Raw genomic sequence first — 12,978 nt, forward strand, 5'->3', positions numbered from 1 at the left:
GCGGAGCGGTCGGCCACGGCCGCGACGGCGCGGCGTGCGTCGGGAGCGAGCCGCACGCCACGGTGGTCACGCCGCCGCCCCGTGCGCCTCGAGGAACGCGCGCGTCCGGCGTGCGGCGAGGTCCGGGTCGAGCAGCAGCCCGGCGCGGTCGGCGAGCCGGACGAGCGCGACGAGGTGCGCGACGGAGCGCCCCGACTGCAGGCCGCCGACCATCTGGAACGCGGGCTGCGTGCCGTTGAGCCACGACAGGAACGCGATCCCCGTCTTGTAGTAGTGCGTCGGCGCGGCGAACACGTGGCGCCCCAGCGCCTCCGTCGACGCGAGGATCGCGTGCGCGCGGTCGGGGTGGCCGGCGTCGAGCGCGCCGAGCGCCGTCGACGCGGCGGGGTAGATCGCCGCGAAGATGCCGAGCAGCGCGTCGGAGTGCGCCCGGCCGTCGCCGACCACGAGCTCCGGGTAGTGGAAGTCGTCGCCCGTGTAGAGGCGCACGGCGCCTCCTGCGGCGGGGTCGAGCGCGGCGAGGCGGGCGCGTAGGCCCTTCTCGTGCGAGGCGTCGAGCAGCGACACCTTCACGCCGTCGACGCGACCCTGGTGGGCGCGGACCAGGTCGACGAACACGTCGGTGGCCGCGGCGACGTCGTCGCCCGTGCCCCAGTACCCGGCGAGCGCGGGGTCGAACATCGTCCCGAGCCAGTGCAGGATCACGGGCGCGTCGGCCTCGGCGAGCACGGCGTCGTAGACGCGCGCGTACTCCTCGGGGGAACGGGCGACGCGGGCGAGCGCGCGCGACGCCATGACGACCACCTGGGCGCCCGCGTCCTGGACCACGTGCACCTGCTCGCGGTACGCGTCGGCGACCGCGGCGAGCGCGGCGGGGTCGCCCGGCTCCCAGCCCGCGACGACGGCCGGGTCGAGCTGGTCGGTGCCCGCGCCGCACGCGACGCGACCGCCGACGGCTCGCGCCTCGGCCGCCGACCGGCGCACGAGCTCCCGGGTCGCGGCCCAGTCGAGGCCCATGCCGCGCTGGGCGGTGTCCATCGCGTCGGCGACGCCCAGCCCGTGCTCCCAGAGCCGGTGCCGGTAGGCGAGCGTCGTGTCCCAGTCGACGACGGCGGGCGCGCCGGGCACGTTCTCCGCGCCCACGTGCGGCACGACGTGCGCGGCCGCGAAGGCGACGCGCGACGTGAAGGGCGCGTCCGGCGTCGTCCACGGGCCGGGCACGAGCAGCTCGCGCACCTCGGTCCCGGCGACGCGGCCGCCGTCGGCGAAGCGGGGCAGGCGCACGACGGCGCCGCTGCCGTCCCGGTCGCGCAGCTCGCGCGCGCCGGGAGCCTCGGTCGTCGGCGCGGTCACAGCACGATCTCCGGCACGTCGAGGCGGCGGCCCTCGGCGGACGAGCGGAGCCCGAGCTCGGCGAGCTGGACGCCGCGCGCGGCGGAGAGCAGGTCGTAGCGGTGCGGGCGGCCGGCGGCGACGTCGCGCAGGAACTCCTCCCACTGGGCCTTGAAGCCGTTGTCGAGGTCGGCGTTCGCGGGGACCTCGAGCCACTGGTCGCGGAACGGCTCGGTGACGGGCAGGTCGGGGTTCCAGACGGGCTTGGGGGTGTGGGCGCGCTGCTGCGCGACGCACCGGCGCAGGCCGGCGACGGCGGAGCCGTGCGTGCCGTCGACCTGGAACTCGACGAGCTCGTCGCGGTAGACGCGCACGGCCCACGACGAGTTGATCTGCGCGACGACCGGGTCCCCGCCCGGCGTCTCGACCTCGAAGATCCCGTACGCGGCGTCGTCGGCGGTCGCGGCGTACTCCCTGCCCTGCTCGTCCCAGCGCGTGGGGATGTGGGTCGTGGTCTGCGCGGTGACCGTCCGCACCGACCCGAGGACGCCCTCGAGCACGTAGTTCCAGTGGCAGAACATGTCGGTCGTCATGCCCCCGCCGTCCTCGGCGCGGTAGTTCCACGAGGGGCGCTGCGCGGCCTGGTGGTCGCCCTCGAACACCCAGTAGCCGAACTCGCCGCGCAGGGACAGGATGCGGCCGAAGAAGCCCTCGTCGACGAGGCGGCGGAGCTTCACCAGGCCGGGCAGGTACAGCTTGTCGTGCACGACGCCGGCGGTCACCCCGGTCTCCTCGCGCAGCCGCGCGAGGTCGACCGCCTCGGCGAGCGTCTCGGCCGTCGGCTTCTCGGTGTAGACGTGCTTGCCCGCCTGCATCGCCATGGTGAGCGTCTTGGCGCGCAGAGCCGTCATCGAGGCGTCGAAGACGACGTCGGTCGCCGGGTCGACGATCACGCCGGCGAGGTCGGTGGTCCAGTGCTCGACGTCGTGCTGCGCGGCGAGCTCGCGGAGCCTGGTCTCGTTGCGCCCGACGAGGACCGGCTCGACCTGGAGGCGCGTGCCGTCGGAGAGCTCGACGCCGCCCTGCTCGCGGATCGGCAGGATCGAGCGGACGAGGTGCTGGCGGTACCCCATGCGGCCCGTCACGCCGTTCATCGCGATCCGCAGGGTTCGGGTGGTGGTCATCGAGACTCCGTCGTCGGTCGGGCCCTCGGCAGGGCGGCGGGCGGAATGCGCTTTCCGCGAGCGTAGGGGAGCCGTTTTCCCGCGTCAACAGGGGTGCGTCAGAGCGGAGGCGTGGACTCCCGGAGCACGACCTCGCCCCGGACCACGACCCGCTGCGGCGCGGCGTCGTCGTCGGACGGGGCGAGCGAGGGCGCGAGCGCGAGCGCGAGCGCCTGCTCCCCGACCTCGGCGAGCGGGATGCGGACCGTCGTGAGCGCCGGCGTGACGTCGCGCAGGGTCACGATGTCGTCGAAGCCCGCCACGGCGACGTCCTCGGGGACGCGCAGGCCCGCCTCGCGGGCCGCGGCCATCGCCCCCACCGCCATGACGTCGTTCACCGCGAAGACGGCGACGGGCGGGGTGCCCCTGCCGCGCAGACCCTTCCCCAGGCGGTCGAGCAGCTCGCTCATCCCGCCGTGGCCGCCGTCGCGCGTGAACGCGCACTCGACGACCGCGTCCGCGGCGACGGGCGAGCCGAGGGCGGCCAGCGCCTCGGTGAAGCCGCGCGCCCGGTCGACCGCGGTGCGGTGGCCCCCCGGCCCCGCGAGCACGCCGAACGCGCGGTAGCCCAGGCCGTGCAGGGCGCGCGCGAGGTCCGCGGCGCCGTCGGCGTTGGCGATCTCCACCGCGGGGAGGTCGCCGAGCGGCTGGCCCACGAGCGAGACCCCGCCCCCCGACGCGCGGTAGCGCTCGAGCGCGCCTCGCAGCGCACCGTCGGCGTCCTCGGTGAGCCGCCCGCCGCCGAGCACCACGGCCCGGGCGCGCTGGCGGTCCATGAGCTCGACGAACGCGCGCTCCCGCTCGGGCGAGTGCCGTGTGCTCGTCAGCGTGACGATGAGCCCGTCGCGGTCGGCCGCGTCGGCGACGCCCGCCGCGAGGGACGAGAAGTACGGGTCCGCGATGTCGTGCACCACGAGGCCCACGCTCGTCGTGCGGCCGCGCGCCATGGCCTGCGCGCTCGGGTCCGGCGAGTAGCCCAGCCGGCGGGCCGACGCGAGCACCCGCTCCCGCAGGTCGGGGCGCACCGTGCGGTTCGCGCTCCCGTTGATCGCGCGGGAGGCGGTCGCGAGGGAGACGCCGGCGTCGCGCGCGACCTCGCTCAGGGTGGGTCCGGGCACGGACCCAGGCTAGCGGGACCGCTCCCGCAGCCCGGGTGGGCCGCGCCCGGAGCGGCTACGTTCGGGAGGACCGCCCACCGAGCCGCACGGCCGACGAGCCGCAGGAGGACCCGATGACGTCTCATGGCGCAGCACCCGCACCCGGCACGACGACGCTCCTCGCCCGGGCGCTCGCGCTCGGCGTCGCCGCGGGGTCGCGCAGCAGCCTCGGCGTCGCGGCGCCGGTGCTCGGCGGCTGGGTCGGGGGCGACGACCCGGGTGTTGTCGGCGTGCTCGTGCGCGGCACGGCCGCTGCCGGGGTCGCGGGCGAGCTGGTGGGCGACAAGCTTCCGCAGACGCCGAGCCGCCTCGACCCGCCCGGACCGGTGTTCCGCCTCGCGAGCGGGGCGCTGGGCGGAGTCCTGCTGGCCCGACGCCGCACGGGTCCCGCGGGCGTCGTCGCCGCCGCGGTCGCCGGCGCGGCGGGGGCCGCCGCCGGGACGTGGGGCGGCGCGGCGTGGCGACGCCTCGCCGGCGGGTCGCGTCCCGACTGGCCGGGCGCCGTCGCGGAGGACGCCGTCGCGCTCACCCTCGCGGCACTGGCGGTCCGGCGCTGACGACCCGCCGAACCCGGGGTCGCCGGCACGGCCGAGCCCCGGTGACGCGAGAACCCGGGTGCGGCGCGACGGAGGTCGCGCGTCGTCGCTCAGGCGTCCGGGATGCTCGTCACCGTCGTGAGGAGGAACGCCGAGTCCTCGAGCGCGCCCACCGCGTGGCGCTCGTGCGTGAGGACGCGCAGCTCGCCGGTGCCCAGCTCGACGTCGCCCTCGCCGAGCGCGGTGACGCGGACCCGGCCGCGCAGCACCTGGATCGACGCCGCGGGCGGCGAGTTGTGCTCGCCGAGCTCGACGCCCGCGCGCAGCGCGAGGATCGTCTGACGCAGGGGGCCGTCGTGCAGCACGACCTCGGCGCTGCGCCCGTTCGGGGAGGTCCGGGCGTGGGTGAGGTGGGCGTCGGTGAGAAGGTCGACGTTCGTCATCGGGGCTCCGACCTGTCGGGGAGCTCCATCATGCCGCGCCGGGCGACGCGGTGCGCGTCCCGGTGGCGCGCCGGGGGGTGTGGTGGTGATCCGCGGCACCGTCGGGAAGAGTGACGGTCATGCAGGTCGTCTCCGGATTCTTCATCGGTCTCGTCGGCGTCGTCTCCACGGTGGTCATGCTCGTCCTCCTCGCGGCGACGGCGCGGCGCGTCATGGGGGCCGCGGTCGGCTGGATCCGCTCCGCCGTGGTGGCGCTGGCGATGCTCACCGTCACGTCGTGGGTGCTCACCAACGGCCTGCTCGACGTCGGCTGGTCGCGCCCGGACGGGACGCTCACCGTCGCGCCCGGCGTCGCGCTCGTGGCGATCGTCCTCGCGTTCGCCTGGGCGTTCGTGCTCGGGCTGTGCGTGCTGCTCGTGCTCGAGCTGCTGGTGCCGACCGGGTCGGTGCCCGGCCCGTGGCGCGCGCTGCGCGGCCTGCGCCAGGGGCGTCGCGAGACCCGCCGGTACGCGCAGATCCTCGCGATCGGCGTCCGGCACGGCCTCGGCGGGGCGCTCACGCGCGGCGCGCGGCAGCCCGACGGGTCGCGGCTCTCGCGCACCGACCAGCGCCGCCAGGCGGCCGCGCTCCGCGACGCCCTGAGCGACGCGGGCGTGACGTTCGTGAAGTTCGGCCAGGTCCTCTCGACGCGCCGCGACCTGCTCCCCGCCACGTTCGCCGACGCGCTCGCGACCCTCCAGAGCGAGGTCCCGCCCGCGCTGTGGCCGCAGGTCGAGGCGGCCGTCACGGGAGCGCTCGGGTGCCCGATCGACGAGGCGTTCGCCGAGTTCTCGCCCGAGCCGCTCGCGTCGGCCTCGGTCGGGCAGGTGCACGCGGCCCGGCTGCCCGACGGGCGGGAGGTCGTGGTCAAGGTCCAGCGGCCCGGCGCACGGGCGCAGGTCGAGACGGACCTGGCGATCCTCGGCCGCCTCGCGCGCCGCATCGAGCGCGACACCGCGTGGGGGCGGTCGCTCGGCGTCGTCGACCTCGCGGATGGCTTCGCGGCGTCGCTGCGCGAGGAGCTCGACTACACCGTCGAGCTGGAGAACACGCTCGCGCTGCGCGCGGCGCTCGCGCGGGATGCGGTGGGGGAGCGGCGTCCAGACGGCGACGGCGGCGACGCGGCGGTGGGTCCGCGCGTCCGCGTCCCGGAGGTCTACCCCGAGCTCTCGGGGACGACGCTGCTCGTCATGGAGCGGCTCGACGGTGCTCCCGTCGGCCGCGCCGCGGACGTGCTCGCGGGCCTGGACGACGCCGTGCGCTCCGACCTCGCCTCCCGGCTCCTCACCGCGACGCTCGAGCAGGTGCTCGTCGCGGGCACGTTCCACGCCGACCTGCACCCCGGCAACGTGCTCGTCACCGACGACGGTCGCCTCGGCCTCCTCGACATGGGCTCCGTCGGACGCCTCGGCGAGCCCGAGCGCCTGGCGCTCGCGGCCGTGCTGCTCGCGGTCGACGCCGACGACGCCGTCGCCGCGACCGACGCCCTGCTCGAGCTGCTCGACGCCCCGGCGGACCTCGACGTGCGCCGCCTGGAGCGCGCCGTCGGGCAGGTGATCGTGAGGTTCCGCGGCGAGGGTGCGAGCGGCGCGATGTTCACCGCGCTCTTCCGGCTCGTGACCGACGCCGGGCTCGCCGTCCCCTCGCAGGTCGCCGCCGCGTTCCGCACGTTCACCTCGCTCGAGGGGACGCTGCGTCTCATCGACCCCGGGTTCGACCTCGTCGCCGGGGCCCGCGCGACCGCGCAGCCGCTCGTGCGGCGCGTCGTCACGCCGGAGGGCCTGCGCGAGCGCGCGACGAGCCTCTTCCTCGGCCTCGCGCCCGAGCTCGAACGGCTCCCGCGCCGGCTCGCCAAGATCACGAGCGACGTCGAGGCCGGGCGGCTCACCGTCACCGTCCGCTCCTTCGCCCACCCCGACGACCGCGCGTTCGTCACCGGCCTCGTGCAGCAGGTCGTGTCCACCGTCATCGCCGCCGCGGCCGTCGTGGCGGCGGTCGTGCTGGTCTCCGCGGACTCCGGCCCCGAGCTCGTCGAGGGCCTGCGCCTCTTCGCCGTCCTCGGCGCGGCGCTCGGGTTCGTGGGGACCGTCCTGGCCGTGCGCGTCCTCGTGTTCGCGTTCCGCGGGACGGGACCGGGAGGCGGCTCGACGCGCTGACCTGGCGGGACGCCCGTCGCGGCTGCCGGTCCGTGCGGCTCGCTCGGCATCGTCCTGGCCGGCGGGGACCTCACTCCCGGCGTCGGACGCCCCGTGCACCGCGGCGCCGTGTTTTCACCCGGCGTCCGGGGTATCCGGCGCGGGGTCTCGCGTCATGATCCCGACGTGCAGCGTCTCTAGAGAGGGCTGAGCCCGACGAAGAGCCGATCGACGGAGACGAGCACAGAGGGAGTCCAGATGGTGATGACAGACACGGGTGCGCGGAGAGCTCGCCGTGAAGGGCGGTGGCTCGCCGCCGTGGTGCTCGCGCTGGGTGCGGTCCTCGCTCCCGGTGCGGTCACGGCAGCGGCTGACGTCGAGCCGGGCGACACGGTCCATGTCGGCGGCAGGGAGGGGTACGGCGGCACCGGCCTGTTCCCGATCCGGTCCGACGGCACGCCGACCGGGGAGGTGGACTACTGGGCGTACTGCCTCGAGCACGACGTCTCCGCGCGGACCGGGGTCGTCGGCACCGTGGGTGACCTCGACGAGTACCTGGGCGAGAACTACTTCACGGATCCCGCGGTCCAGGGCAAGGTTCTCTGGGTCCTGGCGCACAGCTACCCGGCGTTGAGCCTGGAGGAGTTCGGCGTCGCTGCGGGGGTTCCCGGGATCTCCCGGAATGACGCGATCGAGGCGACGCAGTACGCGATCTGGCGGTACACCGACCTCACCTGGGACGCGGCGTGGAACTTCGAGACGCCTGCCTCCGAGGCGGCGTACTGGTACCTCGTCGAGGGTGCCAACGCGAGCCCCGGGCTCACCCCCGCGGAGCTGGAGGTGACCGCGTCGATCTCGGCTCCGGTCGCACCCCAGCGCGCGGGGTCTCTCGTGGGCCCCTTCGTCGTGAGCACCAACCAGCCCACGGTCTCCGTGTCCGTCGACCCGACGGTCGCGGTCACCGACGGGAGCGGGAGCCCGGTCGACCTGGCGGGAGTCGTCGACGGGCAGGAGCTCTTCCTGGACCTGCGCGACTCGACCACGGCGGGCGAGGCCGTGGTCCGGGTGACGGCGGCCGGCTCCAGCAGCACCGGCAGGATCATCTCGGTCCCGACGGTCACCGGGGGCACTCCCACCGGGAGCGATCACGCGCAGACGATCGTCCTGGTGACCCCGAGCACCACCAGGACGAGCGCGGAGGCCTCGGCGTCGTGGTCCGCCGTGCCCGCCGCCGCCGATCCGGTGATCGGGACCTCGCTGGTCGACTCGGCCGACGGTGACCGCGTGCTGCCGTGGAACGGCGGCACCGTGATCGACACGATCGCCTATCAGAACCTGACGCCGGGGGTCGAGCACACCGTGACCGGTGAGCTCGTGCGCAAGTCCGACGGCACCGGCACGGGGATCACGGGCTCGACGACGTTCACGCCGGCCGAGGCGAACGGTTCCGTCGAGGTCTCGTTCGTCGTCCCCGCCGGCTATGCGGGCGAGGCCCTGGTCGCCTTCGAGCGGCTGCGCGTCGGCACGGAGACGACCGGCGACCCGGTCGCCGTGCACGAGGACATCGACGACGCGGCGCAGACGGTGACGATCGAGGCGCTGCCGCAGACGCCGGCCCCGGTGATCGGGACGTCGCTCGTCGACTCCGCGGACGGTGACCGCGTGCTGCCGTGGGACGGCGGCACCGTCGTCGACACGGTCTCCTACCAGAACCTCGTGCCCGGGACCGAGTACACCGTGACCGGTGAGCTCGTGCGCAAGTCCGACGGCACGGGCACGGGCATCACGGGGTCGACGACGTTCACCCCGGCCGAGCCGAACGGTTCGGTCGACGTCTCGTTCGTCGTTCCCGCGGGCCATGCCGGTGAGACGCTCGTCGCCTTCGAGGAGCTCCGTGCCGGGACCGACACCGCCGCCGTCCCGGTCGCTGAGCACACGGACCTCGACGACGCGGCGCAGACCGTCACCATCGACGCCGCGCCGGTGACCGCGGCGAGCCCGACCGAGGGCGACCTGCCCGCGACCGGCGTCGGCATGACCGGCGCCGCCGTCGGGGCCGCCGCGCTGCTCCTCCTCGGCACGGCCTTCGTGCTCGTCCGACGCGCGCGAGCGCGAGCCTGACCCTGCCCGGTCACGCCGGCTCGGGACCTGCCCGCCCAGGGGGTGCGGGCAGGTCCCGAGGCCCCTCGGTGCCGGGCGCGACGCCCTCCCTCTCCCCGGCCCCACGACGGACGGACGGTCCGGACGAGGTCGGGCCGCCGGCCGAGGCGATCGCGGGCCGGTCGGCCGGCGGCGCTCAGGCCGCGGGCGTCGCGTGCATCTGCGCGTACGCCCCGCCGGCGGCGACGAGCTCGTCGTGGCTGCCGACCTCGACGACGCGGCCGTGGTCCATGACGACGATGCGGTCGGCTCCGCGGACGGTGGAGAGCCGGTGCGCGACGACGAACGTCGTGCGACCGCGCATGAGCCGCCCGAGCGCCTCCTGCACGAGCCGTTCCGACGTCGTGTCGAGGGCCGACGTCGCCTCGTCGAGGACGAGCACGCGCGGGTCGCGCACGAGGGCGCGGGCGATGGCGAGGCGCTGGCGCTGACCGCCGGAGAGCCGCCCGCCGCGCTGGCCGATCACGGCGTCGAGGCCGCCCATCTCGGTGACGAAGTCCCACGCGTTCGCGTCGCGCAGCGCGTGCTCGACGGCCGCGTCGGTGAGCTCGGGGCTGCCGTAGGTGACGTTGTCGCGGACGGACCCCTCGAACAGGATCGACTCCTGCGGCACGACGGCGAGGAACCGGCGGTAGGAGCGCAGGTCGACGGTCGCGGTGTCCACGCCGTCGACGAGGACGCGCCCCGACGTCGGCGCGAGGAACCCGATGACCATGTTGAGCACGGTCGACTTGCCCGACCCCGAGGCCCCGACCAGCGCGACGGTCTCGCCGGGCCGTGCCGACAGGGAGAGGTGGTCGACCGCGAGGGCGGGCTCCTCGCCCGGCGCGGGGACGTCGTCGTACGCGAACGTGACGTCCTCGAACGCGACGTGACCCTCGACGTGGTCGAGCACGCGCTTGCCGGCGTTGCGCTCGACGTCGGGCTCGCCCAGCACCTCGCCCATGGACCGCACGGACTCCAGGCCCTTCGTGACGATCGGAGCGAGGCTCAGCAGCCCCGTCACGGACGCGGTGAGCGTGACGAAGTAGCTCGACAGCATGACGACGTCGCCGGGGGACACCGCGAACGTCTGCGTCCACGCGACCCACGCCGCGCCGACGAGCCCCGCGACGGAGAGCACCTGGAACACGATCCAGGACAGCGCGCCGAACCGCCCGTTGACGACGTCGAGCCGGATCCCCGCCTCGCGCACGCGGTGCAGCACCGAGCCCATGCGGTCGAGCTCGCGCTCCTCGAGCGCGTGCGCGCGCGTCACGGGGATGAGGTGCGTCATCTCGGCGACGCGCGCGGACATGTTCTCCACCTCGGCCCGGAACGCCGCGTTGCGGGTGGTCATGCGGCGGCGCATCGCGACGACGAGCCAGGCCGCCGCGGGCACGGTGAGCGCGAAGATCACGAGGAACTCCGGGACGCGCACGGCCGTCAGCACGACCGCGCCGACGAGCGTCGTGAGCGCGGCCATGCCGGAGTCGAACGTGGTGCGCGACGCCTCGACGACGTTCTCGACGTCGCGCACGATCTTGGCCTGGAGCACGCCCGCGCTCACGCGGCGGTGGTAGCCGATCGACAGCTCCTGCAGGCGGCGCGAGAGCGCCATGCGCAGCCCGTTCTCGACCGTGCGCACGGCGGTCGAGAGCCACCGTACGTAGAGCGTGTGCAGCGGCAGGTTCTGCGCGACGACGCCGAGCATGACCGCGCCCGTGACCCACAGCTCGCGCAGCGGCCGGTGCTCGACGACGACGTCGATCACCGTCGCCGTGAGCGCCGGGATCACCCACACGGGCGAGTGCTTGACGGCGAACGCGAGCGCCGCGGCGGCGAGCCGCCCGCGCTGGGGCGCGAAGAGCCGGGTGACGGTGCGGACGGGTCGGGAGCCGTCGTAGGTGTCCTCGATCTGCACGCGCCCCATCGTCCACCCGCGGGACGGGCCGCGTCGAATCGTTTCGAGGGGCGAAGCCCTCAGGCGTCGTGCGCGCCCGAGGGGTGCGTCGCGTCCGGGGGTCGCACGACGGTGACCGGGCAGTGCGCGTACTCGACCGCGTGCCGGCTCACGGACCCGAGCAGGAGGCGGTCGAACCCGCCGACTCCGCGGTTGCCGAGCACGAGCCGCTCTGCGTGCGACGACGCCTCGATGATCCCCTTCGCGGCGTGCACGTGCTGCACGGTGCGCACGAGGCGGTCGTCGGGCAGGTCGACCCCCGCGGCCTCGAGCGCGGCGTCGAGCTTCTGGGAGGCGAACTTCTCGTAGTCGTCGATCGGCGGCGTCCACCCCCACGAGTCGGGGAGCGGCGCGAGCGACACGATCTGCCAGCAGAACAGGGCCTCGAGCGTCGCGCCCGTGCGCCGCGCGACGTCCGCCCCGTGCCGCAGCGCCTGGACCGACGTCGACGACCCGTCGACTCCGACCACGACGGGCCGCGCGTGCTCGTGCCGCACGTCGGGCGTGCCGCGCACCACGGTCACCGGGACCGTCGCGTGCTGCACGACGGCGGTCGGCACCGACCCGAGGACCATGCGCCCCAGGCGTCCCCGGCCGCAGCGCCCGACGACGAGCAGGTCCGCGTGGTCGCCGTCGCCCGGGTCGGGGCGCACGTCGTCCTGGACGGGCTGGGCGGTCCCGGGCTGGGCGAGGGCGAGCAGGACCGCCGCGGGGCTGCCGCGCTCGGCGACGGCCGTGGTCGTCACCGCGTCCGGGCCGAGGCCCGCGCGCGCGTGCGCGGCGTCCAGCCACTCCTGGACCAGCGCACGCTTCTCCTCGGCCGCCGCGTCCGGGCCGTCGCCCGGACCCTGCCGCGACTCGAACGCGAGCGCGGCCGTGAGCGGCACGCCCCGGTCCGCCGCCTCGCGCAGCGCCCAGTCGAGCGCGCCGCCGGACTCCTCCGACCCGTCCACACCGACGATCACGCCGCGCATCTGCGCCACCTCCGCCCGGTCGGCCGACCGCGTGCGCCGTCGGCGTGCTGTCCCGGCGCCGCCGCCCGGCACCGGTGCTGACTCGACCCTAGGCCGCGCCGCCGCGCTCCGCCCGGGACGCCGGTCCCGGACCGACGGACGAGGGTCACCGGACGGTCGCCGAACCCGGGGTCGCCGTCCGTGCCGACGCCGAACCCATCCGCATCCCCGGGTTCGGCAGCAGGGGTGACCGCAAGCCCGGGTCGGGCGTCAGAACCTCGGCTCGGGCTCGTCCTGGAGGATGTTGCGCAGCGGGCGGGTCACGACGTCCACGCGCGCGAGCAGGTCGGCCGGACCCGAGACGACGAGCGCCCGGTCCTCCAGCGGGACGTACACCGCCGCGTGCTCCCGCACGGTGACGTGCAGGCAGGCCTGCGGCTCGCCGTCGACCACGAAGGTGGTGCGCGTGACCGGCGCGACGTCGACCTCCTCGACGATCGCGCGCATCGCCGCGCGGTACTCCTGGTAGGAGTCGAGGAAGTCGTCGTCGCCCGGGGTGTCGGAGTGCAGCGGCGCGGCGAGCGCCCCGCTGAGGGCGGTGCGGACGATGTCCTCCGCCTGCTCGTCGTGCGCGGCCAGGACGCGCAGCGTCTCGAGGTCGAGCGTCTCGCCGGTGAACGACACGTAGGAGCGCAGGAACCGCTCCTCCGCCGGGTCGTGGGCGCCGTGGCCGGCCCCCGTGAGCGTCTCCTCGTCGAGGTCGAGGCCCCAGGTCAGCGGGTCGTCCACCTCGGCGACGACGCCGTGGAACCGGGCGACGACCTGCTCCCACGTCGCGGGCGCGCCCACCGACGGCGCGTCGCGCTCGTCGGCTCCCGGCGCGGCGGGGTCCTCGGGCTGCTGGTCCGGCTGGTGCATCGCTCTCGCCACCCTTCTGGCGTCCGTGCGGGGCGCACTCCCGAGCCTGCACGGGGTGCGCGCCGCGGTCAACGTGGCGCGCGCGTGTCGGGCCGGGTGATTGCGCACGACGGCGTCCGGCGGCCCCGCAGGTCACGGCC

General features: G+C 75.6%; 10 protein-coding genes. 3 read left to right on the forward strand and 7 right to left on the reverse strand.

Translation table 11 applies throughout. The features are described from left to right. Nucleotides 1-66: 66 nt before the first annotated feature. From ACTJIY_RS07025 to ACTJIY_RS07035, 3 genes are all read right to left on the reverse strand, one after another. The gene (locus tag ACTJIY_RS07025; protein WP_440674033.1) at nucleotides 67-1,278 is read right to left on the reverse strand and encodes a dihydrodipicolinate synthase family protein; all 1,212 of its coding nucleotides are present in this window, start codon (nucleotides 1,276-1,278) and stop codon (nucleotides 67-69) included. 71 nt (nucleotides 1,279-1,349) lie between these two features. Continuing rightward, on the reverse strand, nucleotides 1,350-2,516 hold the full coding sequence (locus tag ACTJIY_RS07030) for a Gfo/Idh/MocA family protein (protein WP_253055343.1): 1,167 nt from the start codon (nucleotides 2,514-2,516) through the stop codon (nucleotides 1,350-1,352). A 98-nt stretch (nucleotides 2,517-2,614) separates the two neighbouring features. Beyond that, the gene (locus tag ACTJIY_RS07035; protein ID WP_440673975.1) at nucleotides 2,615-3,673 is read right to left on the reverse strand and encodes a LacI family DNA-binding transcriptional regulator; all 1,059 of its coding nucleotides are present in this window, start codon (nucleotides 3,671-3,673) and stop codon (nucleotides 2,615-2,617) included. 113 nt (nucleotides 3,674-3,786) lie between these two features. On the opposite strand from ACTJIY_RS07035, the gene ACTJIY_RS07040 reads away from it, so the two are divergent. Continuing rightward, complete coding sequence (locus ACTJIY_RS07040; protein ID WP_440673976.1) at nucleotides 3,787-4,269, forward strand: hypothetical protein; 483 nt, start codon at nucleotides 3,787-3,789, stop codon at nucleotides 4,267-4,269. 89 nt (nucleotides 4,270-4,358) lie between these two features. On the opposite strand, the gene ACTJIY_RS07045 is transcribed toward ACTJIY_RS07040, so the two are convergent. Next, on the reverse strand, nucleotides 4,359-4,691 hold the full coding sequence (locus tag ACTJIY_RS07045) for a cupin (RefSeq protein WP_253055346.1): 333 nt from the start codon (nucleotides 4,689-4,691) through the stop codon (nucleotides 4,359-4,361). Between the two features lie 119 nt (nucleotides 4,692-4,810). On the opposite strand from ACTJIY_RS07045, the gene ACTJIY_RS07050 reads away from it, so the two are divergent. Both ACTJIY_RS07050 and ACTJIY_RS07055 read left to right on the forward strand, forming a co-directional pair. Then, on the forward strand, nucleotides 4,811-6,886 hold the full coding sequence (locus tag ACTJIY_RS07050) for an ABC1 kinase family protein (RefSeq protein WP_440673977.1): 2,076 nt from the start codon (nucleotides 4,811-4,813) through the stop codon (nucleotides 6,884-6,886). A gap of 237 nt (nucleotides 6,887-7,123) precedes the next feature. Continuing rightward, nucleotides 7,124-8,986 (forward strand): VaFE repeat-containing surface-anchored protein, encoded by a 1,863-nt coding sequence (locus tag ACTJIY_RS07055; protein ID WP_440673978.1) that lies wholly within the window; start codon nucleotides 7,124-7,126, stop codon nucleotides 8,984-8,986. Between the two features lie 175 nt (nucleotides 8,987-9,161). On the opposite strand, the gene ACTJIY_RS07060 is transcribed toward ACTJIY_RS07055, so the two are convergent. The 3 genes from ACTJIY_RS07060 to ACTJIY_RS07070 form a co-directional block, all read right to left on the reverse strand. After that, on the reverse strand, nucleotides 9,162-10,937 hold the full coding sequence (locus tag ACTJIY_RS07060) for an ABC transporter ATP-binding protein (RefSeq protein ID WP_440673979.1): 1,776 nt from the start codon (nucleotides 10,935-10,937) through the stop codon (nucleotides 9,162-9,164). Between the two features lie 50 nt (nucleotides 10,938-10,987). Next, the gene (locus ACTJIY_RS07065) at nucleotides 10,988-11,941 is read right to left on the reverse strand and encodes a universal stress protein (protein ID WP_440673980.1); all 954 of its coding nucleotides are present in this window, start codon (nucleotides 11,939-11,941) and stop codon (nucleotides 10,988-10,990) included. A 249-nt stretch (nucleotides 11,942-12,190) separates the two neighbouring features. Continuing rightward, entirely contained in the window at nucleotides 12,191-12,838 is a 648-nt protein-coding gene (locus ACTJIY_RS07070; RefSeq protein WP_440673981.1) for a hypothetical protein, read from the reverse strand. Nucleotides 12,839-12,978: the final 140 nt, after the last annotated feature.

The sequence above is a fragment of the Cellulosimicrobium sp. 22598 genome, from assembly GCF_052044445.1.
Lineage (GTDB): Bacteria > Actinomycetota > Actinomycetes > Actinomycetales > Cellulomonadaceae > Cellulosimicrobium > Cellulosimicrobium cellulans_G.